Annotated in this window: 29 protein-coding genes; 13 read left to right on the forward strand and 16 right to left on the reverse strand. The window is 40.5% G+C overall.

Features of this window, described 5'->3' with window-relative positions:
* Window positions 1-32 precede the first annotated feature (32 nt).
* Entirely contained in the window at window positions 33-1,253 is a 1,221-nt protein-coding gene (locus ACP7A0_RS15825) for an ABC transporter permease (protein WP_060595920.1), read from the reverse strand.
* Entirely contained in the window at window positions 1,246-1,986 is a 741-nt protein-coding gene (locus ACP7A0_RS15830) for an ABC transporter ATP-binding protein (protein ID WP_003212171.1), read from the reverse strand. Before ACP7A0_RS15830 ends, ACP7A0_RS15825 begins: the two co-directional genes overlap by 8 nt.
* A 485-nt stretch (window positions 1,987-2,471) precedes the next feature.
* On the opposite strand from ACP7A0_RS15830, the gene ACP7A0_RS15835 reads away from it, so the two are divergent.
* The 3 genes from ACP7A0_RS15835 (at window position 2,472) to ACP7A0_RS15845 (ending at window position 4,783) form a co-directional block, all read left to right on the forward strand.
* A complete protein-coding gene (locus ACP7A0_RS15835; protein ID WP_034663580.1) occupies window positions 2,472-2,900 on the forward strand; it encodes an HIT family protein in 429 nt (142 codons plus the stop codon).
* A 159-nt stretch (window positions 2,901-3,059) separates the two neighbouring features.
* A complete protein-coding gene (gene serC, locus ACP7A0_RS15840) occupies window positions 3,060-4,139 on the forward strand; it encodes a 3-phosphoserine/phosphohydroxythreonine transaminase (protein WP_426005732.1) in 1,080 nt (359 codons plus the stop codon).
* Between the two features lie 125 nt (window positions 4,140-4,264).
* Window positions 4,265-4,783 carry a tryptophan transporter gene (locus tag ACP7A0_RS15845; protein ID WP_024425455.1) on the forward strand — a complete coding sequence of 173 codons (519 nt, stop codon included), beginning with the start codon at window positions 4,265-4,267 and terminating at the stop codon, window positions 4,781-4,783.
* 48 nt (window positions 4,784-4,831) lie between these two features.
* Here the strand turns inward: ACP7A0_RS15845 and ACP7A0_RS15850 are convergent, their stop codons facing one another.
* Window positions 4,832-5,023 carry a hypothetical protein gene (locus ACP7A0_RS15850; RefSeq protein ID WP_003211362.1) on the reverse strand — a complete coding sequence of 64 codons (192 nt, stop codon included), beginning with the start codon at window positions 5,021-5,023 and terminating at the stop codon, window positions 4,832-4,834.
* 128 nt (window positions 5,024-5,151) lie between these two features.
* On the opposite strand from ACP7A0_RS15850, the gene ACP7A0_RS15855 reads away from it, so the two are divergent.
* Window positions 5,152-5,508, forward strand: a complete 357-nt coding sequence (locus tag ACP7A0_RS15855) for a YtxH domain-containing protein (RefSeq protein ID WP_034663584.1) — start codon at window positions 5,152-5,154, stop codon at window positions 5,506-5,508.
* A gap of 186 nt (window positions 5,509-5,694) precedes the next feature.
* Complete coding sequence (locus ACP7A0_RS15860) at window positions 5,695-6,315, forward strand: HTH-type transcriptional regulator Hpr (RefSeq protein ID WP_034663587.1); 621 nt, start codon at window positions 5,695-5,697, stop codon at window positions 6,313-6,315.
* Here ACP7A0_RS15860 and ACP7A0_RS15865 read toward each other — a convergent pair.
* The gene (locus tag ACP7A0_RS15865; RefSeq protein WP_034663590.1) at window positions 6,293-6,637 is read right to left on the reverse strand and encodes a YhaI family protein; all 345 of its coding nucleotides are present in this window, start codon (window positions 6,635-6,637) and stop codon (window positions 6,293-6,295) included. The two genes, ACP7A0_RS15860 and ACP7A0_RS15865, sit on opposite strands and share 23 nt — an antisense overlap.
* Window positions 6,638-6,870: 233 nt before the next feature.
* Between ACP7A0_RS15865 and ACP7A0_RS15870 the strand changes: the two genes are divergently transcribed.
* Both ACP7A0_RS15870 and ACP7A0_RS15875 read left to right on the forward strand, forming a co-directional pair.
* Window positions 6,871-7,389, forward strand: coding sequence for a DUF3267 domain-containing protein (locus tag ACP7A0_RS15870; RefSeq protein ID WP_060595916.1), 519 nt, complete (start codon window positions 6,871-6,873; stop codon window positions 7,387-7,389).
* Between the two features lie 82 nt (window positions 7,390-7,471).
* Complete coding sequence (locus ACP7A0_RS15875; protein ID WP_072368131.1) at window positions 7,472-7,657, forward strand: hypothetical protein; 186 nt, start codon at window positions 7,472-7,474, stop codon at window positions 7,655-7,657.
* A gap of 53 nt (window positions 7,658-7,710) precedes the next feature.
* Here the strand turns inward: ACP7A0_RS15875 and ACP7A0_RS15880 are convergent, their stop codons facing one another.
* Window positions 7,711-7,800 (reverse strand): YjcZ family sporulation protein, encoded by a 90-nt coding sequence (locus ACP7A0_RS15880; RefSeq protein WP_017360317.1) that lies wholly within the window; start codon window positions 7,798-7,800, stop codon window positions 7,711-7,713.
* 144 nt (window positions 7,801-7,944) lie between these two features.
* Entirely contained in the window at window positions 7,945-8,031 is an 87-nt protein-coding gene (locus ACP7A0_RS15885; RefSeq protein WP_008361129.1) for a YjcZ family sporulation protein, read from the reverse strand.
* Between the two features lie 161 nt (window positions 8,032-8,192).
* Here ACP7A0_RS15885 and ACP7A0_RS15890 point away from each other — a divergent pair, with 161 nt between their 5' ends.
* Window positions 8,193-9,077 carry a peptidylprolyl isomerase gene (locus ACP7A0_RS15890; protein ID WP_003211354.1) on the forward strand — a complete coding sequence of 295 codons (885 nt, stop codon included), beginning with the start codon at window positions 8,193-8,195 and terminating at the stop codon, window positions 9,075-9,077.
* Window positions 9,078-9,130: 53 nt separating this feature from the next.
* On the opposite strand, the gene ACP7A0_RS15895 is transcribed toward ACP7A0_RS15890, so the two are convergent.
* The 4 genes from ACP7A0_RS15895 to ACP7A0_RS15910 form a co-directional block, all read right to left on the reverse strand.
* A complete protein-coding gene (locus tag ACP7A0_RS15895; RefSeq protein ID WP_034663596.1) occupies window positions 9,131-9,358 on the reverse strand; it encodes a sporulation YhaL family protein in 228 nt (75 codons plus the stop codon).
* A 116-nt stretch (window positions 9,359-9,474) separates the two neighbouring features.
* Entirely contained in the window at window positions 9,475-10,422 is a 948-nt protein-coding gene (gene yhaM / locus ACP7A0_RS15900) for a 3'-5' exoribonuclease YhaM (protein ID WP_034663598.1), read from the reverse strand.
* A gap of 62 nt (window positions 10,423-10,484) precedes the next feature.
* Window positions 10,485-13,274: an ATP-binding protein gene (locus tag ACP7A0_RS15905; RefSeq protein ID WP_106036606.1), complete on the reverse strand. Its 2,790-nt coding sequence runs from the start codon at window positions 13,272-13,274 to the stop codon at window positions 10,485-10,487.
* Window positions 13,275-13,290: 16 nt separating this feature from the next.
* Window positions 13,291-14,505 (reverse strand): metallophosphoesterase family protein, encoded by a 1,215-nt coding sequence (locus tag ACP7A0_RS15910; protein WP_426005737.1) that lies wholly within the window; start codon window positions 14,503-14,505, stop codon window positions 13,291-13,293.
* 172 nt (window positions 14,506-14,677) lie between these two features.
* On the opposite strand from ACP7A0_RS15910, the gene ACP7A0_RS15915 reads away from it, so the two are divergent.
* A complete protein-coding gene (locus tag ACP7A0_RS15915; RefSeq protein WP_426005739.1) occupies window positions 14,678-14,866 on the forward strand; it encodes a YhzD family protein in 189 nt (62 codons plus the stop codon).
* Between the two features lie 31 nt (window positions 14,867-14,897).
* Here the strand turns inward: ACP7A0_RS15915 and ACP7A0_RS15920 are convergent, their stop codons facing one another.
* Complete coding sequence (locus ACP7A0_RS15920) at window positions 14,898-15,671, reverse strand: enoyl-CoA hydratase (RefSeq protein WP_081311426.1); 774 nt, start codon at window positions 15,669-15,671, stop codon at window positions 14,898-14,900.
* A 569-nt stretch (window positions 15,672-16,240) separates the two neighbouring features.
* Between ACP7A0_RS15920 and ACP7A0_RS15925 the strand changes: the two genes are divergently transcribed.
* Together ACP7A0_RS15925 and ACP7A0_RS15930 are read left to right on the forward strand one after the other, a co-directional pair.
* Window positions 16,241-16,738: a cation:proton antiporter regulatory subunit gene (locus ACP7A0_RS15925; protein ID WP_066031090.1), complete on the forward strand. Its 498-nt coding sequence runs from the start codon at window positions 16,241-16,243 to the stop codon at window positions 16,736-16,738.
* Window positions 16,739-16,741: 3 nt separating this feature from the next.
* A complete protein-coding gene (locus ACP7A0_RS15930; RefSeq protein ID WP_066031091.1) occupies window positions 16,742-17,965 on the forward strand; it encodes a cation:proton antiporter in 1,224 nt (407 codons plus the stop codon).
* A gap of 36 nt (window positions 17,966-18,001) precedes the next feature.
* Here the strand turns inward: ACP7A0_RS15930 and ACP7A0_RS15935 are convergent, their stop codons facing one another.
* The 5 genes from ACP7A0_RS15935 to ACP7A0_RS15955 all read right to left on the reverse strand — a co-directional run bounded on the left by ACP7A0_RS15935 (window position 18,002) and on the right by ACP7A0_RS15955 (window position 23,894).
* Complete coding sequence (locus tag ACP7A0_RS15935) at window positions 18,002-19,276, reverse strand: lysine N(6)-hydroxylase/L-ornithine N(5)-oxygenase family protein (RefSeq protein ID WP_106031631.1); 1,275 nt, start codon at window positions 19,274-19,276, stop codon at window positions 18,002-18,004.
* A gap of 75 nt (window positions 19,277-19,351) precedes the next feature.
* Window positions 19,352-20,851, reverse strand: a complete 1,500-nt coding sequence (locus ACP7A0_RS15940) for a coproporphyrinogen III oxidase (RefSeq protein WP_060595900.1) — start codon at window positions 20,849-20,851, stop codon at window positions 19,352-19,354.
* 114 nt (window positions 20,852-20,965) lie between these two features.
* Entirely contained in the window at window positions 20,966-21,832 is an 867-nt protein-coding gene (locus tag ACP7A0_RS15945) for a Cof-type HAD-IIB family hydrolase (protein ID WP_060595898.1), read from the reverse strand.
* A gap of 447 nt (window positions 21,833-22,279) precedes the next feature.
* Window positions 22,280-22,639 (reverse strand): YlbF family regulator, encoded by a 360-nt coding sequence (locus ACP7A0_RS15950; RefSeq protein ID WP_034663625.1) that lies wholly within the window; start codon window positions 22,637-22,639, stop codon window positions 22,280-22,282.
* A gap of 121 nt (window positions 22,640-22,760) precedes the next feature.
* Entirely contained in the window at window positions 22,761-23,894 is a 1,134-nt protein-coding gene (locus ACP7A0_RS15955) for a DUF445 domain-containing protein (protein WP_106031630.1), read from the reverse strand.
* A 214-nt stretch (window positions 23,895-24,108) separates the two neighbouring features.
* Here ACP7A0_RS15955 and ACP7A0_RS15960 point away from each other — a divergent pair, with 214 nt between their 5' ends.
* Both ACP7A0_RS15960 and ACP7A0_RS15965 read left to right on the forward strand, forming a co-directional pair.
* The gene (locus tag ACP7A0_RS15960) at window positions 24,109-25,212 is read left to right on the forward strand and encodes a YheC/YheD family protein (RefSeq protein ID WP_106036605.1); all 1,104 of its coding nucleotides are present in this window, start codon (window positions 24,109-24,111) and stop codon (window positions 25,210-25,212) included.
* Window positions 25,169-26,527, forward strand: a complete 1,359-nt coding sequence (locus ACP7A0_RS15965; protein WP_106031628.1) for a YheC/YheD family protein — start codon at window positions 25,169-25,171, stop codon at window positions 26,525-26,527. The genes ACP7A0_RS15960 and ACP7A0_RS15965 overlap by 44 nt, the downstream gene beginning before the upstream one ends.
* Window positions 26,528-26,598 lie beyond the last annotated feature (71 nt).

Below are 26,598 nucleotides of genomic sequence, written 5' to 3' on the forward strand. Positions count from 1 at the left end.
TCATACGCTTGCTGTCAGAAACATATCTCCGCTTATCTCATCTTTTTTAATCGACTGAGTACGTAAGGCTTGAAGAGGACAAGTACAAATGCCAGCGAAATCAGAAGGGCAAGTCCACTTCCCTGCCATCCTCCTGCCGGGAGTACTGCACAGCTCAGCAATATCGATTGAATAATAAGCACATTACGAACGAGAACAAAAAAGCTCCGATCCTTTTCTTGCTGAGCAACTGGATAAAGTGCCTGTAATGAAAGATGGGAAAAGTGCTTCGTTAACGGCACAAGCTGTACACCTGTGATAAACACGGTGAACAAGACAAGCAGCGCACCCACCCAGCCTGCTGCACCTGTATACAAAATAATCAGCACAAACACGGCGGTTAGCCTAAACACGAGACCAAAATAGTCATTTGAACGTAAAAACGCCCTCACATACATGTAAGAAAAAGTTTTACGCTGGTCATACGGAACAAACTGCAAGAGCCAGTCCATGTATGCTCTTCTTTTCACCTGTTTCTTTAAATGAGGCACATCTGTAAATAAGTTTGCCAGACGATAAAAGCGCTGTTTTCGTTTTAATTCGTCAGAAATATGCAATTCCCATTGAAAAGGCTGTTTTTTTACTGCATTGGTTAAGTAAACGAGATAGACACCATAGATCAGATAAAAAACGATTGCGATTGCATAGGATGCCTGTAAAACGGTATATACCAAAATCATATTCAATAGAAAACGAAGGACTGCATCAAGCCATCTGATCTGTTTTCCTTGAAAATAAGTGATCCTCCATTGAATTGCTGTATTCACACCCTTGATCAAAATCATTTGCGCCAATATCAGCACATACATCTTGAGGCCGCCTGAAGACACCGCAGAATAAAGCGGAAGTGCAACAATGGATACGGCAATAAGAGGAAACAGCTGGGAAATGAAGCTAAAATTAAAAGCTTGTTTTAAATAAGGCTCCATCTTCCCTTCCAAGGGAAGCAAAAACACGAGATCTGCTTCTTTGATCAACGTACGCACGTAAGAGCTTGTCAGCACCAATGAAAAAACAACTGCCATGACCCAGTAGGATGGGAAGTGAGCCGGAATCTGTTTGAGCCAGTTACTATACCAGCTCGCTCCGCCTGCAAGGAAAAAAATGAGCACAATGACAAGATGATCATTGAACATGTATTTTAAATATTTTCTTGTATCTTGCATGTGTTCCTCTAATCGGGATTTCCAAATGGTTTGCGTCATTTTACTCATAGCTTTCTTCCTTTGTTAATTCCAAATAAAGATCATCGAGTGTCGCATCTCTCATATTGAACTGTTCTCTCAGCTCTGTCAGTGTTCCTTTCGCTCTGATTTCCCCTTCGTGCAAAATAATAAAGGAATCACAATAGCGCTCAGCTGTCGCCAAAATATGCGTCGACATCAGGACACTTGCGCCGTTTTTCTTCGCAGCATTCATCCGTTCAAGAAGTGCATTAATCGCAAGAGGATCAAGCCCTAAAAACGGTTCATCGATGATATACAGTTCTGGTTCAACAAGGAATGCACACATAATCATGACCTTCTGTTTCATTCCTTTTGAAAAATGAGCAGGGAACCATTTCAAACGTTTCTCCATTCGAAATTCTTTCAGCAATGACGGCAGACGTTCATCTAATTGTTCCTTTGACAGACCGTAAGCCATCGCTGTCAGCTCTAAATGCTCTTTTAAGGTTAATTCTTCATATAATACAGGTGTTTCTGGAATAAACGTAAATTGCGAACGATACGCCTCTTGATCGTCTTGAAGAGTTCGTCCATTCAATTCAATGACACCTTTATGCGGTTTCATGAGCCCGATGATATGGCGAATGGTTGTGCTTTTCCCCGCCCCGTTTAAGCCGATGAGACCGACGATTTGATTTCTTTCTAATTCAAATGAGATATTTTTTAGAACGGGATTCTTCGTATATCCACCCGTTACATCTTTTACAGTGAGAAGGGACATGAATTCGTTCCTTTCTTTCTTTTTTCTTTATAGTAACAAAAACGAAAGGTAATTTGAAATGTTTACCTTAATCGCGGCATGAATAAAAAATAGGCACTTTGGTCATCATAATGTATGTAGAAGAAATGAACTTGATGACCAATAAGTAAATGAGGTGTTTGTTAAAGGCAAAGAACCGCATGACAAGTTGGTTTTTCATCTAAAAACCTTAGCTTCTGTTTTGCTTCACTGATTCTTGATTTTTGTGTCCTATACAATATGTATACGACAAACCAAAACGTCAAATGAGGTGTTTACGGCAGAAATAGCAGGCATACGAATTCTTTATTTCAGTAAATAGAGAATTCAAAAGGCATATCGAATGAAAGCATCAGCATTTCTTCTGCAGGAGCAGGATGAGCGACCAAAGGAGTTCGCTTGTCCTGTTTTCTTTTTTGCTTCTTTTTGTGATACGATGAAGGAAAATGAATGAGGAGTGACATGACGTGAGCGATTGTATTTTTTGCAAGATCATTGATGGAGACATTCCATGTGCAAAAGTATATGAAGACGAGCATGTATTGGCTTTTCTAGATATTAGCCAAGTAACAAAAGGACATACCCTTGTAATCCCGAAAATACATAAAGAAAATATCTACGAGATGACACCAGAAGTGTCTAATCACTACTTCCAAGCGATTCCGAAAATTGCAAGAGCAATCAAACAGGAATTTGAACCAATTGGGTTAAACCTTCTAAACAACAACGGCGAAAAAGCCGGACAATCTGTGTTCCATTACCATATGCATATCATTCCGCGCTACGGAAAAGGCGATGGCTTTGGTGCTGTATGGAAATCACATCAAGAGCAATACACGTCAGAGGATTTAAAAGATATTTCTTCTGCCATCCACACGCGGCTTACCTCATCTTAATAGATGAGGTTTTTCTTATTTCTGCCCCTTTTTATCGCTTTCAACTCTTAATAGTAAGATATTTAAAACGATTCAAATTTTTCGTCCAATTGCTTCAAATTTGTGATAGGATGGTTTTATCTTTTGATCCATTAACGCGAGAAATAGGGAGAGATTGTGATGAAGCGAACGACGAATTTTAATGCTGGTCCGGCGGCACTGCCGCTAGAAGTGCTTCAAAAAGCACAGGAAGAACTTGTTGATTTTAAACAAACTGGGATGTCTGTGATGGAGCTGTCTCATCGCAGCGGTGAATATGAAGAAGTCCACAATAAGGCAAAAGCACTGTTGGTGGAACTGATGGACATTCCTGAAGATTACGAAGTCCTCTTTTTACAGGGCGGAGCTAGTCTTCAATTTGCGATGATTCCTATGAACTTCTTACATGAAGGCGAAACGGCTCATTTCATTCAAACAGGCGCTTGGTCAGAAAAAGCATTATCAGAAGCACAAGGGTTTGGTGAAACATCTGTGTTTGCTTCAAGTGAAGACGACAACTACTCGTATATTCCAGAAGTAGATGCCTCCGGTTTAACAGATGGCGCTTATTTACACATCACATCAAACAATACGATCTTCGGCACTCAGTGGAAAACGTTCCCTGGTACATCATTACCGCTTATTGCAGATATGTCCAGTGATATTCTCAGCAAAAAAATCGATGTTTCTCAATTTGATTTCATTTATGCTGGGGCACAAAAAAACTTAGGGCCTTCTGGTATCACGATTGTGATCGCGCGCAAACGTTTATTAGAGAAAGAGAAAAGCAGCACACCGAAAATATTAAAATATTCAACACACGCAAAAGCCAACTCTCTTTATCACACACCACCGACTTTTGCGATTTATATGCTGTCTCTTGTCCTTGAGCATGTCAAACAGGCTGGCGGCGTAGAAGCAGCGGAAAAACGCAATGAACAAAAAGCAGGCATTCTCTACGACACAATTGATCAAAGCGGCGGTTTTTACAAAGGACACGCACGCACTGACAGCCGTTCGCATATGAATGTCACGTTTACCCTTCGTGATGATGCGCTCACTGCTTCCTTTGTAGAGAAAGCAAAGCAGGAACAAATGGTTGGACTTGCCGGCCACCGTTCTGTCGGTGGATGCAGAGCATCTATTTACAATGCGGTATCGATTGAAGACTGCCAAAAGCTTGCGGACTTTATGAAAAAGTTCCAGCAAGAAAATGAGTAAAAAAGCTTTTCTATAGAGAAATAAATTTGTTATAATAACGAGAAATATAAAGTGATGACTCTTGCAATAAATGATGAGCCATATTATTGAAGAGTCCTAAGAGCTTAGCAGAGGAGAGCATAGAAATGAAAACAAAAGAATTAGTGATTATGTCATTGCTTGCAGCAATGGGAGCTGTTTTGCATACGATTTTCCCGCCCATCTTTTTCGGAATGAAACCTGATATGATGCTGGTCATGATGTTTTTAAGCATCATCCTTTTCCCAAAGGTACAGCATGTAGTGGTTATTGCCCTAGTGACTGGCGTCATTTCTGCATTAACAACGGGTTTCCCAGGCGGACAAATTCCAAATATGATTGATAAACCAGTGACAGCCTTTATCTTCCTAGCCCTTTTCTTATCTTGCTTGAAGATAAAGAACAAAGTGGTGCTGACCGCTGTGTTAACTGCGATTGGAACCATCGTATCCGGCGTGATTTTCCTATCTGCCGCTTTACTGATTACTGGACTGCCAGCTGCATTACCGGCACTTCTTGTGGGCGTTGTCCTTCCAGCAGCCGTGATTAATACCATTGCCATGGTATTTGTCTTCCCAATTGCTCAGTCCATTCTAAGGCGTGCAAGAATGATAGAAGTTGCTTAACGAATAATCGAACCTCTTCATAATAGATGAAGAGGTTTTTTCATGCTTTTATAAAAGAAAAAGGGTCAGCAGCAAAATGAGGAGCGAAATCCCTGCACCTGCCGCACACACAAGTGCTTTTTGCTTTAATACATGTTTTGGCGGATAAGACCCTGCATACCCCAGCTGTCTTGCATAATGAATAGAACCACCTGTAAAAACGACACCGATACACGTAAAAACGAACAGAAAGACAGACAACCTTCTCCCCTCCCTTTTCTTCAAAAGTATGCTAAAATAAAGCAAGCTATGTATGGAAGTTCAATGAAGCTGATCGTCAGCTCAGAGAGAACATGCGAATGTGTAAAATTTGACTAGAGGTGATTTGAATGGCTAGTGGACGTTCTTTATTAACAGGATTATTTGTAGGCGGTCTCCTCGGAGGTGCGGCAGTGCTCCTGACGACTCCCTCTTCTGGCAGAGATGTGCGCGGAAAGATGAAAGACGGCTATGACAAATTCGAAGATACGCTGACAAGATTAAAAAGAGATGGACAAGCTTTAAAAGAGCAAATTGTTGAAACAGCAAAAGAAAGCGCAGAGGTCATTAAAGAAGTCGGAACTGAATTACAAGCATCGATTCAGCAATGGCGCGAAGAAATCAAACCTCACCAGCAGGACTTGCAAAAGGAAATTCAGGAAATTGAGGAAAAGCTCAAACAACTGGAGAAAACCTTACAAAACTAATATACTCACGAAAAATATTCGTTTACAAAAGTGTGCGGGGTGCGTATCCCGCACTTTTTTTGTTGAAAAAAGGTTATTTTGTCAATGTTTTTCATGAGTTTTAAAAATTCTTGAATTTTCAGCTTTATTAATCTTTATTTTATTGGCATAATAGAATTACAAGAAAAAGAGAAGTAGGTGAAATGGATGAATCATTCGGAACAGCCTTTCGATGTAAAAGAAGCACTTTTATTCAGTCAAAGAATGGCCCAATTGAGCAAAGCTCTTTGGAAATCCATTGAAAAGGACTGGCAGCAGTGGATCAAACCGTATAACCTAAATATCAATGAACATCATATTTTGTGGATTGCGTATCAATTAAAAGGAGCTTCAATATCAGAAATTGCAAAGTTTGGCGTCATGCATGTATCAACGGCGTTTAACTTCTCCAAGAAACTGGAGGAACGAGGATTTTTAAAATTTTCTAAAAAGTTAAACGATAAACGCAATACGTATATTGAGCTAACGCCAAAAGGCGAAGAGACATTCCATAAACTACTTGAAGATTATGACCCGGCACGAACTGGTATTGTCAAAGGCGCACAGCCGCTTCATGACATTTACGGAAAGTTCCCTGAGATTTTAGAAATGATGTGTATTATCCGAAACATCTATGGTGAGGATTTCATGGAGATTTTTGAGAAATCGTTTTCAAACATTGAGAAGGACTTTTTGAATGAGCGAGGAAAAGTCACGAAAAAGCCTGAGGAACTTGAAGACTCAGCTGATGCAGCAGAAAAAGCGGCTAAAGCAAATCAAATTGTTTAATGATCTTTATAAATTCATTCATTAACGGCTGAAACAGCCCTTGATCATGCAATGCAAATATCGTCTCATGCACATCCAGCTTTTCAATTAACTGTCCTGCAAAAAGCGCAAGCATATCGTCAAACATGACGTAGCCTTGTGCTTTTTGCTTGTCCATTTCCTCTGAAAGCTCAGCACAAATACGCTCAATTTCCTTCGCCTCTTCTTTCGATACCCGCTGCCTGATCAATAATGCATAATATGGATAACGGCTCATATCGGTCGCCGTCAGCAAAAGTTCCATATAATATTCGAGCTGGCTCATTCGTTCCTCAATACTCATGTACGTTCCCTCTTTCTCTTAGTCTTTCTATTTTAGCCGAAATTACTCATTGACGAAAGAGACGAACCTCCCTCTTCTGTCTTTTTTTCTTGAAAAACCCAAAGTTTCCTCTCTTTATTCCATATGAAGGCAACATTTTATTTTTTTTCAACAAAACCATTGATTTTTATCCTCAGGAAGAGTAAATTATCTTGAGATATTCAATTAGTTTTTTAAGATTGGAAGGATGAAAAATGAATTGTTGGAAGACCATTAATCTTGAAAAGGATTATGGTTATACGAGACTGCTGATTTCAGCCATAAGTCTTGCTATACTTTTTTTCATTATGGCTTTTTTATGTTTTCAACTGACTCATCCTGAAACGAGACTAAGCAGCCACAACGCACCGCTTTTTGCTGTGCTTTTACTTGTGACATTGCTTGTCCACCGTGTGGTTCACTTGATCCCAGTGATGAAAAACAAGAAAAAAATGACGCTATTTAAACGAAATTGCTGGAAGCGTGTGCCAAAGAAAGTAATGCTTTATTCACTTCTCAGTCCATTTTGTTTGATTTCACTGCTTTACTTTGTGTTAGGCGTGGCGTTTCCAATGTATGCACACTATTTTATCATCATCGCAAGTATTCATGCAGGCTATTGTTTGCCTGACTTTTTATTTGCATGGAAACTGCTCAAAGCACCTAAATCCTGCATCATCGATCAAGCCCAAGACGAGTTTGATATTTTAGTTGACCAAACTTCCTCATCATGAGGTTTTTAAAGCCAACTTCTATCTTTTTCATAAAAAATTTGGTAATGTAGTATGGGAATAGCATAGAGAGGGGGGATCTCCGATAGTTTTATTTTACTTCATCGTCTTTGCCGCGTTTATTGTGTATTCAATAAACAGGCTTACTAATACATTATGCCTTGTCAGAGAGATTCCTGAAGAACGGCAAGATAAGGTGTTTCGCTTTATCAATGTATCGATACTGATCTTACTGATCTCATCATTTGTTGAAATTACCATTTCTATTTAAGATCAAAGCAAAAGCTGCCAGTTTGAGGGCAGCTTTTTGTGTATATTGATTGATTAGCAAATCCAAGATGCACCGATAATGATCAATAAGATGAATAACACGACGACTAGTGCAAAACCGCCAGCAAAGACTTCTCCTCCCATGTAAAACACCTCCTGCCAGTTCTTGCTCTGTTCTAAGCTCAGTGTATGCAAAAAAAATGAAAACGTTTAGGCACCTGTCATCGTTTGAAAAAAGAACCGCCCGCACGCATGGCAGGACGGCTCCTTTCTGTCACAGCGATTTAATTAGTAAAGATATGCTGCACCAACGATGATCAGCAAAATGAATAGCACGACCAATAAAGCAAACCCATTAGAATATCCTGCTCCCATATAATTCAGCCTCCTTTTTGTGATCACTATATGTGTATGTCGCGCGCAAATTTTTGACTAGACGAATGCCCTCCCATTTGCATTTCTTTTTACAGCGTGTCACAATATGTTATGATACAAGCAATGATAAATAAATTGGAAAGATTAGGAGTGTTTTTTGAATGAAAAAAATGGCTTTAGCAGCTGTAACAGCAGTTAGTGTTTTAACTCTTGGCGCATGCAGTAGCGGTGATAAAGATGTCATCGCAACAACAAAATCAGGAGATGTCACAAAAGAAGAGCTTTATACAACTCTTAAGAAACAAGCAGGTGGAGATGCTTTAAATCTACTTGTTCAACAAAAGGTTCTTGCTGACAAATACAAAGTATCTGATAAAGAAATTGATAAGAAAATGGAAGAATATAAAAAGACACTTGGTGAAGATCGTTTAAAACAACTTCAAGATGAATTCGGAAAAGATTACATCAAAGATCAAGTGAAATATGAGCTGCTGACTCAAAAGGCTGCCAAAGCTAACATCAAAATCACTGATAAAGAAGTAAAAGCGTATTACGATGACCTAAAAGGGAAAATCCGCGCAAGCCACATTTTAGTAGCTGATAAGAAAACAGCTGACGAAGTGGAAAAGAAATTAGATAAAGGTGAAAAATGGGATGCCGTTGTGTCTGAATATTCAACTGATACCGCTTCAGCAGCACAAGGCGGCGATGTAGGCTGGTTCGCAAAAGAAGGCCAAATGGACGAGAACTTCAGTAAAGCAGCTTTCAAACTAAAAGTGAATGAAATCAGCAAACCAGTGAAATCACAATTCGGCTACCATATCATTAAAAAGACCGAAGAACGCGGTAAATACGATGACATGAAAGCAGACTTGAAAAAAGAACTGCTTAATCAAAAACAAGCAGACACAAATGAAATCCAAACGATCTTAAACAAATTGGTGAAAGATGCCGATGTGAAAGTAAAAGATAAAGAACTTGAAAACACATTCAAAGAAAAGTCTCAACAACCCGCACAAAATCAACAACCTCAACAAAACCAGTAATCACAAAAAACCCCTCTGCCGTGCTCGTGCAGAGGGGTTTTTATATGACCTGATTAAGCAATCGAGTCTTCATGTGCCGCCGTATCATGTGATCTTTTCACTTGCTGATCCTGACGTCTACGCTCTCTTTCTTGTTCCATTCGCTCGATAAAAATTTCTCCTTCCTTTTCAATAAAGGATTGATCAATCTCTTGCTCCTCTTTGGCCGTTGTCATTAATTTATACGCACAGAAAATAATGCCAATGATACATGCATACACCCACCATGGAAAAAACAACATTTTTTCATCGCCTCCTTTTTTCAGAACAGCTCTCTCTTCCTTTGTGTTACATGCTTATGCGAAAAGAAGACAAGTTATGAAAAAAACGCCCGCAATAAACGGACGTTTTGACATGGTTATTCGTGATGAAAGGTTGGTTTATAAAATGAACGATTCTCTAGCGCAAAAATACGTTCTGTATATTCTCCTGGCTTCACATGCTCAAGCGCACGATCCATCATATTCATCTTCGCATCTAAATTATCAATATAGTGGAGTATTTCGGCTTCCTTCACCATTGGTGGTTTCGGGCTGCCCCACTCTCCTTTTCCGTGATGACTCAGTACTAAGTGCTGTAAAATCAGAATTTCTTCTGAATCAATGCCAAGCTCTTCTGCAGCTTTCGCAATTTCTGTCACCATAATCGAAATATGACCAATTAAATTCCCTTCCACCGTATAGGTGGTTGAGACTGGGCCCGAAAGCTCTTTGACTTTCCCTAAATCATGAAGAATGATGCCTGAATATAAAAGATCTCGATCTAATGATGGATATAGGTCAACAATTGATTTAGCCAAATGCAGCATGGACACCACGTGATAAGCAAGACCAGAGACAAATTCGTGATGGTTTTTTGTCGCTGCTGGATAGTCAGCGAATTCCTGTCCATATTTTTTCAGCAAATGCCTTGTAACACGCTGTATATTAGGGTTTTTCATATCAAAGATATATTGCATAATCGTATCCATCATATCATGTTTTGGAATAGGAGCTGTTTCGAGAAAATCATCAATTCGAATTTGCTCATTTTCAGCAACAGGGCGTATATTCCTAAGTTTCAGCTGATTCCTCCCGCGATAATGATGAATATCGCCTACTACCTTCACAATGGTTTGCGCGGCATAGGTTTGTTCATCATTCTGCTTTGCATCCCATAGTTTCGCCTCAATATCTCCACTTTGATCTTGAAGAATTAACGTTAAAAATGGTTTGCCATTACTCGCAATCCCTTTAGTAGATGATTTAATTAATAAATGCAGGTCAACTTGTTCGCCGACATCATAGGTCATGATCCCTTTAGCCATTCAATAAAAGCTCCTTCCATGTTTCTGCTCATATAAGTATAACATAAGTCATTATTTGTCAATCATTCAACTGCTAAACTCGTAATCTGTCCATCTTCTGCTGCTTGCTTCATATGCTCATGACAGGTGAAATAAAACAGCTGTGTTTCAAAACGTGTGAGCTCGTTCATCATCTCCAGCACTCTTCCTAGACGAACGTGATCGAAATGAACGAAGCTGTCATCCATCATAAACGGAAGCTGACAATCTTGCTGATGAGACAAAGCGAGCGCAAAACGAATCGCCAGATAGATCTGTTCACACGTTGCCTGTGAAAGCTCCTCTGGACGGAATATTCGTCCATCCATTCTTTTCACCATCAGCAAGTCATCTTCAGGTGAAAATAAAATCGCTTCATAACGATCATTTGTTAACGGCTGAATAAAACTTGAGGCTGTTTGAAGCAATGCAGGCAGCCTTGTTTCTTTATGCTCATTCAATTTTTCTCGTATGACGGAGCGGACAAGCTGAATTGCCGCCCATTTTTTTGCGAGGTGCTTCGCATGCTCCTGCTCTGCGGCAAGCTGATGAGTCAAATCAGACACCGTTCCAGAAGCTTCTATTTGCCGGATTTCCACCGCTAGTTCTGCTAAACGTTTTTCCATATTCTCCGCATTCAATTGAACGTCATGAAGGTGCTGCTTTGCTTCTGCACACTCCTCTTCAAGGAGAGGTAATCCTTTGCGAACAATCCATTCCTCCTCATCAAAACAACCGCTTCTATGAAGCTCTTGATTCAGCTGCTGCAAATGGGAAAGCCGTTCCCGGTATTCTTTAGATAGATGAGAAAGCACTTGGTAATCTTCTTTGGACTCTGCTTCTACTTGACGAAAAAGCTCGTCAGTTTGTTTTTCGTAATATTGAATTTCCCCTTCTAGTGTCGTGAGCTGCTGGATCGCATGTTGAATGGATACGTACAATGTCTGGCGTTCTTTTTCTCTTCTCGCCTCATCTTTCAATATCTCTTGAAAAGCTGAGATATTCTCCTGAATGGTTCCTTCCTTTTTTTGAAGGATACTCCTTAACGCTGAAACCCTGCGCTCATAAATCGATTGCTGATCGGAAAGCACGCCTATTTCACGATGAAGCTCCTCATATGCCGCTGTATTCATTTTTAATTGTTTTAGGATATGGAAGGCCTCTACTAGGAAAGTAAGCTCAGACGACAAGCCAAGCTGTCTCTTCTTTTCCTCTACTTGCTGCTGGACAGGTTCCAGCTCTAGCTCCCAGTCTTCATATTGCCGGATGATTCTTTCGTACAGAAGCTCCTTCTGCCTCATAAGTGTTTCAGCTGAAGCTGCCTGCACTTGAAATGAATCAAAGGCCCCTTCGCCGCTTCTTTGTTTCATCGGGCTCATTTGACTGAATGGGTAAATGAGAAAGAAGAGAAAAACAGAAAATCCCGCAAACAAGAGCGTGATCCACCACTCTGTTAAAAAGAATAGAACAAGCAGAAGCACCACATCAAATGCGATCAAGCCTCGGAATAACAACGCCCGGGAATGAATCGGTTTCTTTTTCGATCTTGTCCCCTTCGCATCGTCTTCTGCTCCGTGCTGTCTGACTTGCTGTTCCTTTAATCCTTTTAGAGCGGCTTCTGCTTCGTCCAGCTCATGTCTTGCGTGATCAAATCGTTCATCTAACTGCGCTTTTCTATCCATGAGACGAACGTATTGAGTGACAGTCTCCTTTAATTCCCACTCAAATTCAAGCGAATCGTCGATTTGTTCGAACTTTATCGGGTACTCCCACTTTAGCTTTGCTACCGCTTCGTCTATTTTTTGTTTCAATGAATCACGGTTTGCTCGACACTCTGCTATGCGCTTTTTCACAAGCTCAGCATCAGATGCTTCATCTACGACTCGTTTCATCTCCATTATGGTATCCTTGTCATAGAGCGGTTGAACTTGTACAAGTGAGGTTTGCAAATGGTCTAACTTCTGCTTCAGTGCAGTCAATTGAGCCTTTTTCGGGTGAAGGTGTGATTCTAGTTTATCCAGCTCATGCTCTGTTTCTGCTCTAAAACGTTTGACTCGGTCTGGATAGCGGGCTAATCCCTTTTTTAATTCCACTTTTCTCTCGATCATGGGATAAACTTGAATGGATTCAGCCAGTTTCTGAATGTGTTCCTCAGCTTGCTTCATTTCATTTTGAAGCATTTCGATCGTCTCCGTTAATTCAGATTGCTCCCGTTTCTTTTCGGTATAACGGCCTTCTACCAATTTGGCTTGTTTCAGCTGACCTGTCAGCTCTTTTAAACGATCAAGCTGCTGATTTAATTCCGGCTTGCGTCCATTTGGTTTAAACAGCTGCTCCTGCTGCTTTAGCAGCCTGCTATCCATCTTGGTGGCTGCATCCGAGCCAAATAAACTTGAGAAAAGTAGAAATTCGCCTATTTGGTCCTGGTTTAAGGCTTGGACATTTTGCAGTCCAAACACATCAAATGAATAGATTGATTGATATAACCTGCGATCCGTTCCCTTTAAAAGTGTCTGTAGAAAAACTTCGTCTTTCACTTCACCATTCGGTAAAAACACCTGCGCTTGACCACCTCGATCGGACGTTCTTTCAATATGAATAACGCCTAACTCGTCATCTTGGCAAGTGAGGGAACCACCATAAAAAGAACCCTGTTTCGTCTTGTACATCTTGTTTTTCGGAAAACCAAATAACATCGATTCAATAAACGTTTTCAATGTCGTTTTCCCCGATTCATTCAGGCCGTAAACTAGCTGAAAACCGTCATCAGAAAAGTGAAAGGTCCGATTTGAAAATTTCCCGAAATGGGCGATATGGAGTGAACGTATTTTCATTGTGCCTCTCCTTTTCTCATAATTGCTTTAGCTGTTCTGTCAGCAGCCTTTGTGCTTCTTCTTTTATATCCACTTCATCCTCTTTTGTGAGAGCTTTTCCTGATTTTCTATAGGTTGGGTGACGCTTGATCGGTGATAACAGCTCTTCATATGCCTCAAACTGTGAAATTTCAGCAGTGAGTTCCTTCAAAAAAGAATCTTCTAAATAGATCACATCCTCGTTTGTTCGGCAGTCAATCGATATCACCCAAACGAATACCTCTTCATCTTCTTCCTGTTCATGAAGAACGGTCAACAGCTCCTCAAGAACCTCAAGCTGAGTACGCTCAAAGTAAGGAGGAGCATCACCCGTCAATTCAATTTTCACAAAATGAGGGACGCCCTCCTCTTTCAGCTCACTGATTTTGCTATCCACAAGTGTCACAAGATCCGTCATATGAACCGTTTCTGTCATGTCTATTGCAAGTGTCTCAAACATCACATCCGCACAGCTAATAAATTCCGCTGTCTCAGAATCCTCGGAGAGTTGAATAACGTAACAGCCTTTCTCTCCTGTTTCTTTTATATGTCTGCCCTGCATGTTACCAGGGTAAATAATCAACGGGTCTTCATGCAGAAGGGCTCTCTTATGTATATGTCCAAGCGCCCAATAATCGAAATCCCGTGAAAGAAGCTGCTCAAGCAGAAATGGTGCATACGCATCATGCCCTTCTTGTCCGGCTAATGTACCGTGAAGCATCGCAATGTGATAGGCAGCATCTGTCGTTTTGACATAATGAGATGTCATATTTTCATAGACAGCCCGCTCTTTGTAGCTAAACCCATAAATACTTGCAACAAGCTGCCCCCCTCTATAGTAGGATTGCTCACTTGGTGTACTGCTTGAAAAAACGTGCACATTCTCAGGCCACTCAATCGGTGTCCATTCACCGCCTAAATGATCATGATTACCATAAATAATAAAGACGTCAATCCCTTGAGTTTGCAGTCTTAGAAACTGATTTCTTAAAAACAGCTGTGCTTTCAGACTGCGATTTGATTCGTCAAATAAATCTCCGCTCAGCAGCACAAAGTCTACTGATCGAGCAATGGCGAGATCAAACATATTCTTCGCACTTTGAAATGTACTTTCTTTGAGCCGCTTAAATGGTAAGCTAGGGATATTCGACATTCCTGCAAATGGACTGTCTAAATGTAAATCTGCGGCATGAATAAAGGTAAGCTTAGTCAAACGTCTATCTCCTTGTCCGATACTGTCATTGTCCATATTTTATCATGCCATTTTTACGAATGCACGTTCTATCGCTTTCATTCTAAAAAACACATTTTTAACAGTTAAAAAAGAGGTTTTGTCTTATTCATTGTTTAATTACATAGAAAAGCAGAGGAAAGGGAGATGAGGAATGGAGAAGACATACTTTTTAACTGTATTTGACCGGTCGGGTGAGACCTTATTAAATGAAAAAATCACAACGGATAGTGATGAAAAGGCAAAGGAATTAGGGCACCATCGCTTAATCGAACAGCAATACACGAAGCATTCCCACCGGCTCGTTGATGATGCAGGCAAGCTTCTTTTATTTGAACGTTAAAAAAACCGGCATTCGCCGGTCTCACATTCGTTTATACGTTCTGAAACACAGGTCGTCTTTTTTCTAAAAAGGCCTGAATGCCTTCCTTATGATCATGACTTTGCCTCAGTCTTGCCTGTGCTGCCCTCTCCTTTTGAAGAACGGCTAGCAGCTCAGGTTCTGACTGCTGAAAATAGATCAGCTTTGTTTCGACAAATGCTTGAAGCGGCATGTTCATAAACGGCTTCACACATACTTTTTGATACGCATCGACTTCATCCTGAAACACCCCGTCTGCAAGGCGCAGTTTTAACGCTTCTTCAGCCGGCAGCTTTTGTCCGCTCCAAATCAATTGTTTCGCGGTTTGTTCACTGACTCTTTTTGTGAGAAAAAAATGCCCTCCGCCATCTGGAATTAATCCTACTCCATTAAAATTCATGGCGAGCTGTGCATCCTGATGCATAAACAAGTAGTCACAGCTTAAAGCAAAGCTAAAAGCAAGGCCTGCCGCTGACCCGTGGACAAGGGCAATCGTCACTTTTTTCATACCGGCTAGAGAAAGTGTAATTCCCTCGATCAAATCCATCACACGATGGAAATCTTCTTCACTTTCCTGCTTAAGCATCATGCCAATATCTCCGCCTGCAGAAAACCCTTTCCCCGCTCCCTTGATCACAACGACTTTTGCACTGCTTTCTTCCGCTGCATCACATGCCTCTTTGAATTCAGCAAACATGTCCACATGAAATGAATTATAAGCATCAGGCCTGTTGAAAACGATTTCAAAAATATCCCCGTTTAACTGACAATTGATATATGTCATCATCCATCCCCCTTTTCTTTTAAACTCATGACTTAATTCCATTTCAACCCGAATAATTCCTTTTCCTCTGCATGAAAAATTTCAAGATCAATTGATACTAAAATAAGCATAATTGTTGAAACAAGAAATATATTTTTATATAGTAAATGAAGAAAGAAATGATTTTGAAAGGGGGAGGATGATTGATAAGGTGTTCCATATTCATATTGGTTAGTTTCATCGTCATGTTTTCTCCTTTTTCAAATGTCGTTTTTGCTCCACAGGCAGAAGCGAGTGCACCTAGTCTTATTTCTCCATCCATCTACGATGAAGAAATTCAAGCTGTGAAGACACCTCCATTTTCAAAAAAACATGCCTTCTCTATTCTGTTAAAGAACAGATTATCACTGGCTGATTCAAAGGTTTTTCTACTCAAGCCTGCTCCATCAGCTGCGTTATCCATTGATCTATGTTTTTTGGAAATGAAGTGTGCGATCCCCATTATGTGTCAATCAAATTACCTCTACTGATTCATTTTATTTCATCCGTATTACTATATGAAAAACACAACCTATCATATTCGGAGGGATAAAATGAATATTAAAGAAAATGATCTTCCTGGGATCGGAAAGAAATTTGAAATTGAAACGAGAAATAGAGAAAAAATGACGATAGTGATTCATGATGATGGCAGACGGGAGATTTATCGTTTTGACGATGATGATCCAGATGAAGTGCTGTCCACCATTTCTCTCGATGATACTGAATCAAGGCAAATCGCTGCGATTATCGGCGGCATGGTGTATAAACCGCAGGCACTTGAAACCATTGAAATGGCCTTCAATGACTTGATGATTGAATGGTTTAAGGTGGAAAAAGGCGCAAAAGCGGTTGGACATACACTCGGTGATTTAGATGTGCGACAAAACTATGAAGTCACCGTCATTGCGATCATTAAACATACAAATGAAAAATTACTGAACCCTGGTGCCGATTCGATTATTGAAGCAAATGATACGATGGTCATTTCAGGCGAAAGAAAACACTTAAAGCGATTGATACGTGATTTTCTTTCTAGAGGGGGAGAGTGATGAATGGATCATTTAGTCTTTGAAGTTGGGACGGCGCTGATTCTCATCGCCATCGCCAGCTTAATCGCCAATAAAATGAAATTCTCTATCATCCCTTTTCTCATTGTCCTCGGTATGATCGTTGGGCCGCATGCTCCAACCATCGGGATCATTGATCTAAAATTTATCGAAAGCACCGAAATTATTTCGTTTTTTGGCAGAATGGGCGTCTTGTTCCTTCTTTTCTATCTTGGACTTGAGTTCTCTGTCGGAAAGCTTATTAAATCGGGCAAATCCATTGCTGTCGGCGGATCTATTTATATTTTGATTAACTTCAGCTTAGGACTGCTTTACGGTTTTATCACAGGGTTTGGGTTCCTTGAGGTTCTCATTATGGCAGGAGTTATCACGATTTCATCCAGTGCCATTGTGGCCAAAGTCCTTGTTGATTTGAAACGGACTGCGAACCCTGAAACTGAGTTAATTCTTGGGATCATTATGTTTGAGGATATTTTCCTCGCTGTTTATTTATCCGTCGTATCTGGTCTTGTCCTTGGAGATGCCACAACGGTTAGCGGTGCCTTATTATCCATTTTCATTGCTTTTGGTTATATGATGCTTTTCTTTATCATCGCACGTAAGCTGCCAAAACGATTAAACAAGTTGTTCGATATCCGTTCGAACGAAGTGTTCATCATTGTGATTTTTGCGGCTTTATTCTTTGTCGCTGGTTTCTCAGAGACAATCCATGTAGCAGAGGCCATTGGGGCACTCTTACTTGGTCTTGTTTTCTCAGAAACAGAGCACTCTGACCGCATCGAACATCTTGTGGTTCCATTTAGAGATTTCTTCGGGGCCATGTTCTTCTTCAGCTTCGGTCTCAGCATTGATCCATTTACATTAGGTGATGCCTTCTGGCTTGCGATCGGCGCTGTGATTCTCACCTTCATTGGGAACTTCACTGCTGGAATGTTCGCTGGAAGAAGAGCTGGATTTTCTCATAAAGCCTCTTCTAATATTGGATTAACCATCGTATCACGAGGAGAGTTTTCAATCATTGTAGCCGAGCTCGGTATTGCGGGCGGACTTGCCGCTACCTTGAAGCCATTTGCTGCATTGTACGTCTTAATCCTTGCGATTTTAGGACCGCTTGTGACGAAGGAATCTAAGCGAATTTATCAAATTCTGAACAAAATGTTCAAATGGCAAACAGAAAAACCAAAAGTGAAAAAAGAAACGACAATCTAATGAAAAAGGGCCCTATACTTGGGCCCTTTTTATCTCTTATTCAAATTGCTGAAAGGCTGTTTCTTGCTTGACTGGCGCTTCTTTGACCCCGCGAATGGTTTGAATCACTTTCTGATTGCGGTAGATGGATAGTTTTAAATTGGTCGCCGCTGTTCCATGAGAGTGATCTAAGTTCGTAAATGTAAAGAAATGATGCGGACGCTTGTCTTTGAACACAAGCCTGAAGTCTTCTGTCACTTTAAAATGCTCTTCACTTTCCCATTCAATTAAAGGTTCATACGCACTAAACCACGCCGGGATATTCGGAGTGTACCCTGTAGCCAATAGAGCACGATCAGCTGTTATGCTCTTTTCTTTCTTTAGCTGCCACTGCTTTAGGTGCAGCTTCAGGGACTGATTCTCCTCCACCTGAATCGCTTCAAGCTCGGTCATTGGCTGAATCACCACAGATGGCTCTTCACCTGTAACAGACCGATGATACAATTCCTGATAAATACGCGAGAGCGTCGATGCATCTATACCATTTCTTAATCCAGTCAGCCTAGGCAATGTGTTCATTCGTTCTTCATAAGGAAGCGAATGGAAATATTCGACGTACTTCGGTGTAAATAGCTCCTGGCCAAGCTCTGCCGTCTCCAGCTCTCTAAATTCACTAGATCGCGTAAACCACGAAAGCTGCTGTCCTTTCTTTTGATGCTGAAGCAGGTCTAAGAAGATTTCGGCTGCACTCTGCCCAGAGCCAATCACCGTCACCGACTCAGCTTCATGAAGTTCTTCCTGCTGGTCTAAATAACGGCTGCTATGTGTCACATATGGCAGTGCAGCATCAGGCACATCGACAGGAATCATCGGTTTGCTCCCTGTTCCAAGCACGACATGCTTTGCCCGATACTCAGAGAGCGATCCATCCTTCAATCGCCGGACTTTCACAAGATAACCACCTTGGCAGTCCGTCACTTCCTCTACCTTCATCCCAAATTGACAGCTATCTAATTCACCTGCGACCCATGATAAATACTCATTGAATTCTCTTCGCGGAATGTCAAACTGTTCAAATGTATAGAACCGGTGAAGTCTATTTGATTCATGTAAATAATTTAAAAATGTATACCTGCTCCTTGGATTCGCCATCGTCACAAGATCAGCTAAAAAGGAGACTTGTAAATCCGTTCCTTTGATCAGCATACCAGGATGCCACGCAAACTCGGACTCCTGTTCAAAAAAACAGCATGAAACATCTTCATACTCCTCTAACAAAGCCGCCAAACCTAAATTGGCGGGCCCAATCCCAATTCCGATCACATCAATCATATGTACACCTGCTTTAACTTTTTATCACTTATATACCCTTTTACAAATGAAAAAAACACTGCGTCACCGCAGTGTTTAAACGTGAGGAACAAATAATGACTCAAGAAATTCAATTTTCTCTTCGGTATAGTGTTCATAGCGGTCATTATACGATTTTGGATCTTTTGGATTGGCGTACTGCGTAATTTTTCCTGAACGCGGATCAATGAATTTACTAGCAGCACCGCATCCAATCCCTATAATTGTCTGCACTTCTTCCATAATAATGATATTATACAAACTTTCCTGCCCATCCAATGAATACCCGACATTTTCAAGGTTCCCTAAGATGTTTTTTTGTCTATATAAATAATAGGGATGATAGTCATGTGCTTTCGTCCAAGCGACCGCTTCATCCATCATACGTGTGATTTCTTCTCGGTCTGCTACTTGATATTTGTCCTTATTGCGCGTCATCTCAGAAGCTCTTTTAAAGGAGAGCGTATGCACGGTTAAAGATTCAGGCTTAAGTTCTTCAGTCTGCTGCAAGGAATGCTGGAATTCCTTTAGCCCTTCTCCCGGCAAACCAATAATTAAGTCCATATTAATATTATTCATGCCATACTGTCTTGATAAGTGATACTTTTCAATCGTTTCTTCTACACTATGGTGCCGGCCAATGGCTTTCAGTGTTTCATTCTCATACGATTGTGGATTGATGCTAATCCGGTCAATATGATATTGGTTTAGCACTTCTAGCTTATCAGGCGAAATCGTATCAGGACGCCCTGCTTCGACAGTCACTTCCCGTATATGTTTCACATCAGGGAACGAGCGATACATTTCTTCATACAGCAAATCCATTTCTTCCGCAGTGATACTCGTCGGCGTACCCCCGCCAAAATAAACAGTCGTCACTTTGATCCCATGTTCTTTTAGCCAAGTACCGATTTTTTGCATCTCATAATGCAGACCAAACAAAAATGTTCCCACTCTTCCAGCTTGTCCTTTAATCGCATAAGCAGGGAACGTGCAATAAGCGCATTTTGTTGGGCAGAAAGGAATACCAATATAAATACTTACTTCCTGCTGAAGATCATACAGGTCAGGAATCGCTTGAAGCTGACGGTCGACAATCTCCTGCATCAAATCGATTTTTTCATCATGAATCAAATAATCACGCTTTAGTGCGGCATGCGCACCTTCCTTTGTCATTCCTTCTCTCAGCATCTTATGGAGTAATTTTGTAGGACGTATCCCTGTGAGAATCCCCCACTTTTGCGTCATTCCTGTGTGCTCCTGAAGCAGATGTAAATAAACAGACAGCACTGTGTTTTTGATTTGTTTCCAGCGCTCCTTGTCATTCAAGCCCTCTGGGACGTCTCGCGAAAAACGACTAGTGATGTCTGATCCAGCGATATGGCCAGATGCTTCCACCGTTCCATTTTCTTCTTTCCAGCTAAACACCATGGTTAAGCCATCTTCCAATTCACCTGTATCAAACAGCACTTCACTATCTTCTTCAAATAAATTGGCTATATTGACAAGCGGGCGATGAAATCGTTCATCTGACAGCCCTTTAATTAAAATTCGCATCGTATCACCTTTATCTTCAAACTTGTTTCATTTTACAAAATCTATGTAGGAAAAGCAATGACTGGAACAGTTGAAGGCCCTGCCATTTCTTGATTGACAGGGCCTTCGTCTATATTATCGTTTAATATCGAATTGATGTAAAAATCCTTCTCTTTGCTGCATTCTAAAGTATTCTTTGATCATATAAGCGACTCCCTGTTCATCTTGCGAACGTGTCACCCAATCGGCTTTACGCTTAACAGAATGAGGGGCATTTCCCATTGCAACGCCTAAGCCAGCCAATTCGAGCATTGGGATGTCATCTGTCCCCTGTCCAATGACCACAGTATCTTCTAAAGTCAAACCTAATGCTGAGGTCAAAAGAGAAAGCCCCGCTTCTTTCGATACGCCTTTGCATACAATATTCATTTTCTCATCACTGATCCGAATGAGATCGACAGATGGAAAAGCTTGTTGAATGGTTCGGTGAATTTCAGGCTGAAGCTCTGCGGTTGAATATACTTCAATCACCGGTGTACTGACCGGTTCATCCATCAGCATATCACTTAGCGATTCAACAAATTGCACAGGATAGAAAATTGGATCAGACGGATGAATCAACGTCTTTCCCATCAGCTGTGACTGCGTTTTTTTCCGGTTGCCAATTGAGAATTTTTCATGCAGTAAGCGAACATTACAATCAAAGCTTTCAAGAATTTGCACAAGATTAAATGTTTTTTCTTCCGTTAATTTCTTCACATGAAGCGGCTCATCGAGTTTATTCGCGATAAATGCACCACTATGCGTCACAAGGGTTGAAGTTGGAATCTTCAACGCCTTGGCAATTTTTTGTGCGGAACGAAAATGCCGGTTGGTGACAAGCGTCACGTAAACCCCTTTTTTCTTCACGTATTCCACAGCTTCTTTTGTAGCGGAATGGATTTTTCCATTGGAACGAAGTAACGTTCCATCTATATTGAGTGCAAGTAGTTTTTTTGACACTGAGGCATCCCCCTTCTTGATGACTGTACTTACGATGAGGATATGCCCTAGCTTGGTGCTTTAGAACATGCAGTTGAAAGAGCTCTGTGTTATGAATCTTTTGTAAATAAAAAAAGCCTACCCCTAGGCTTTTTTTTTATGTATGGTTTGGATGCGTCACAATGAGGTGATGAAGCTCCCCATGATCCCCTTATCTTTCACACACCAAAGCATTGCTTATATCAGATCCCCTTATGCTTTGCGTTTCTCCCAGAAGCGCTTCTCTCTCGTTTGGCTAATCGCCGTAAATCCCAAGTGAAACGCACCCAATTGTCCCATGAGAGCGCTCATTTGAAAGCACTTTCAATATAAGTATTATCGCAGAATTTATGAGCTTCGACAACCTTTTTTTGAAAAGTTGGACAGGGAACATGTGAAATAAAAAAAGGGCGAATATCATCGCCCTTTTCATTCATTTTCTTCTGGATTCCCATAAAGCTCTTCAAGAGGCTTCATGATCACTTTATTTAATTCTCCGATGAGAACACTCACACGTTGTTCTGCTTCCATCAACTGAGAGATTTTATCGTGCTGTTGAACAAGTGCCACTGTTTTTTGAGCTTGCTCCACTTCTTCTTGTGTGATCTCTTGACCAGTCATTTGTTTTTGTTGAAGGTTTACTTGAATGTCTCGGAAGTTCTCGAACATTCTTTTAGAGGACTCATCCGCGTTTACCTCATCATAAAGATTTTTTAAAGTTGAATATTCTTCGCTATGACGCAGAGCTTTTTCAAGGTCATATGCAACATCATAAACATTTACAGACATGTTATGTCTCCTTTCTATCCGTTATCACCGATATGATCGGCGGACACCACTCCACTATAACAAACTATGGCTTTCGTTTCACATATATACAATGAATTCATCAAAATTTCTCTAGCTTGTCTTAAAATAGCGTGACAAAGATTGCTTGAATTGCGCCGATTAATCCGCCTAAAAAACCGCCTAAAAACGTGATCATTTTAAGTTCATTGTTGGAAATGCTAACCACAAGCTCCTCCATTTTTTTAAGCGGAAAATGTTCAATCTGCTCACGAATGATATCTTCAAATTTGAGCTTTGCGAGCAGTCCCTCTAAAGCATTCGATGCTGCTTTAATCCCCTTGTCGACAAGCACTGGTGCAAAGTGTGTTTTGAGATCAAGCGCTACTGCACTGACATAATATCCAACTGGCTTGTCTAATATCAGCTTTGTAGAGAAGTGTGAAAGCAATTGCTTTTTCACACTATAAGCAAGCTCCTTCACATTCCATTTTTCATCTAGCTCCTGAAGAGAAAACTGCTTCACCTTGTCCCATTCTTGAACAAGCAAATCTGATAAAAATCTTTTTGTTTCTGCGTTTCTTAAAAATTTGATGATTTCAGGATGTACCCGATCAATTAAGCTTGAATTCCCTAGAAACATTTGAACCATACTGCCAAGCATGCCTCGTTCCTTTAAGAAATCATCAATCATATTACCAAGCCTTGCTTTACCTTCCTCGCTTTCAAAATAATGAATGCCCCTCTTTAAAATATAATCAGCTGCATCTGGAATTTTTGAAGATATTTTGTTTTCCACATCTAGCGGAAGCAATTCAGATAAAGTTTGCTCATTATATTTTTCAAGCAGTGAATTGAGCTTCTGATCAGACCACTGATGGATCCATTCATCTGCTTTGACGTCAGCCTGTGATACGCCGACTCTTTCAAGCAAAGATAGCACTGTTATCTCCATTTCAGCGCCTTTGTCAATATATCGATGGACTGTATGCAAGATCTCTTGCTTTGCCTCCGATGATTCAAATCGCTTTTGAATTCCTTCTGGCGTGAGCAAATGCTCCATAACCATGACACCAACCTGCTTGGCTACTTCGTCTCTTCTTTTAGGAATGAGCCCTGGTGTAAAAGGAAGCTGTTTCCCGAATAAGTAATACGGCTTATAAGGGCGAAAAAGCATTTTAATTGCAAGATGGTTTGTCGCTGCTCCTATGACTGCGCCTATAACAATCATAAAGATAAACGTTGTGAATATATTCAAAGTCGTCATCTACCTTTCAAACAACACCCGATGTTTATTGGTTTAATCTATACGTATTATAGTTGTTGTCAAGTCCCCAAGCAAATGAAGCATGTTGCTAGACATATGATCAATCGATCTGTCGTAATGATAAAGGAGCGCAATCTTTATGTAAAATCATGAAAAAGTGTTTTTGTGCTGGTAAAAAAAGAAGTTGAAAAGAAGGTGTTTTTTAATGACATCAACATTAGGTATTGTGAGCCTTTCTTCAAAGTATGAAGAGGCATTCACTCGTGGGTTAGCCAAAGCTGCCCCTTCTTATGGTTTAAAGGTTGTTCGTTTTACACCATTTGATTTAAAGCCGGCTTCAAATTTGATACAAGGTCAAACTTATACGAATGGTCAAGGATTTGCCGCAGCAGAATTTGAGATTCCTGACTTGATTTACGATCGATGCCTTTACAAGCATGACGCACAATCTAAAAAAGCAAAACCAATCATGGAATGGCTGAAAAAGTATCCGAAAACAGATTTTTTGAATACAGGTATTTCAAATAAAATGATGCTATTTGAGCAGCTCCGTCTTCTCCCTTCTTTACAGCCATATTTACCTGTCTGCTCATTATTAAAAGAGCCATCAGAACTTCTCAACATGGTAAGGAAAGACGGTTATTGTAAAATGCAGCCGCTCTCTCAACAGCATGCAGCATCTACTTACTTCATTTTCTTAAAAGACAACACTTTCACTGTTCAGCTAAGTCCCGAGCAAGTCATCACATTTTCGCGTCCATCAGATATAGAGCGCTGGTGCAAAAAGTACGTAGGCCGATATTTCCTTCAATTTTTTCAGACGAGTGATCAAAAAGACTTTTTATTCAATGAAATAAGGATTTTCCTTATGAAAGATTCACAAAATCAATGGAGTCGCATAGGGATTCACACAAAATCACCTACAGAAAATAGTCATTTAAACATTACACAAAAATCAGCTCCCATGATAGGCTTTGATCACTATCTAAACACATTGCAGCCGCACATCAAAGAGCTTCTTTTAGATGATATTGCATCCATTCAAGCATCTCTCCCAGCATATATAGATAAAACCTTCTCCCCTTGCTTTGAATTCGCTGTAGACTTACTCCATACAAGTGAAGGCAGGCTTTTCATATCAAATATAAGATCAAAGCCAGGGCGATCCGCTTTTTTAAAAGCTTATCCTGACAAGGAAGATCAATTGATTCGTACCATTCTTGCACATGCTCAATCGATGACGTCTCAACCGAAGGAGGTTTCTTATGAACAAAAATCGCTTCTTCATCGCCCCTCATCTCACAAGTGAAAAAACAGTTCATCTTCCCGCCCATTTTAAACAGCAGGATGCGATCTATTCTCTTGCTTTAGGATCCCGTTTAGTAGATGACTTCACCGTTTCCTATCATCAACATCCAAATAAAATTTTATTATCAGAAAATCTATATAGAAATTTACTAATTCCTTATCAATCAAAAGCTGATGTAATCGCCGTTGATCATACACTGTTTATAGGGCCGCTGCTTGGCATTTTCACAGCAGGTTTTGGGCAAAGCACGCAGCCACTAGGAACGAGATCAGACTTTTTTATCAAACTGCTGCACTCTTTCAGGCAGCATGCTGGATTTGCCTACCTTTTTGGTACACATTCTATTGATTGGGATAAAGGAATAGTAGAAGGATTGTTGTACCAACAGCAAACATGGGTTAAAAAACAGATGCCCCTGCCGTCAGTCATTTACGACCGTCTTCCAAATAGAAAGGCTGCTCAGTCGGCATTCATTCAAGAAACAAAGCGTAAACTCACACAAGACTATGATATTCCTTGGTTCAACCCTTATTTTTTCAATAAATGGGATATTCATGAACAACTGTTAACAGATGAAAAAACATGTCCTTTTCTTCCACATTCCATACAATTGGATCCGGTGGACGCTCTAAATAAAATAGAAACACTCCTCCATCTACATCAGGTCATATACGTAAAACCATCGAACGGAAGTCACGGCGACGGTATTTATCAATTAAAGAAGACGGCTCATGGAATCACTGTATGCTCAAATCACGGAAGCGCTGTTCCATATGACTCAATAGAGCATTTCGTGACCAAGCTCCGGAAAGATCACGCAATTCAAGACTTTATGGCTCAACAAGGCATTGCACTTCTTCAAATAGACAATCAACCAATGGATTTCAGAGTTCATACGAATAAAAATAAGTACGGCCATTGGACAGTCACGGCAGCAGCAGCAAAAGTCTCTGGCAATCACACAGTAACGACTCACCATTTACATGGTGGCTTAGTAAAAACACTTTATGATGTTTTTCCAGAAAAGAAGAAGCGTTTGAAAACTTTAGAGCAGCTTTCTTATACTGCCATCACGCTTAGTCAGGTGATAGATGAAAAAATGTCCGGCCATATTGGTGAAATCGGTTTTGATTTAGGCATTGATCAGACAGGAGCTATCTGGATGTTTGAAGCCAATTCTCGCCCTGGCCGCGAGATTTTCCAGCATGTTTCATTGCGAAACTCAGAAAGGCTGATTGGGAAAAGAATCATGGATTATGCATCTTATCTTTCACGAACGACCTCAACAACTACAGACCACACGAACGTCTACTAACTGTTTTTCGTTTTAAATTGATGGTGTTATGAAATCTATGCTTTTCCTATGCTCTTTTCATCAGATGAGAT

The sequence above is a fragment of the Bacillus sp. DWP3-1 genome (assembly GCF_049896565.1).
Classification (GTDB): Bacteria; Bacillota; Bacilli; order Bacillales; family Bacillaceae; genus Bacillus.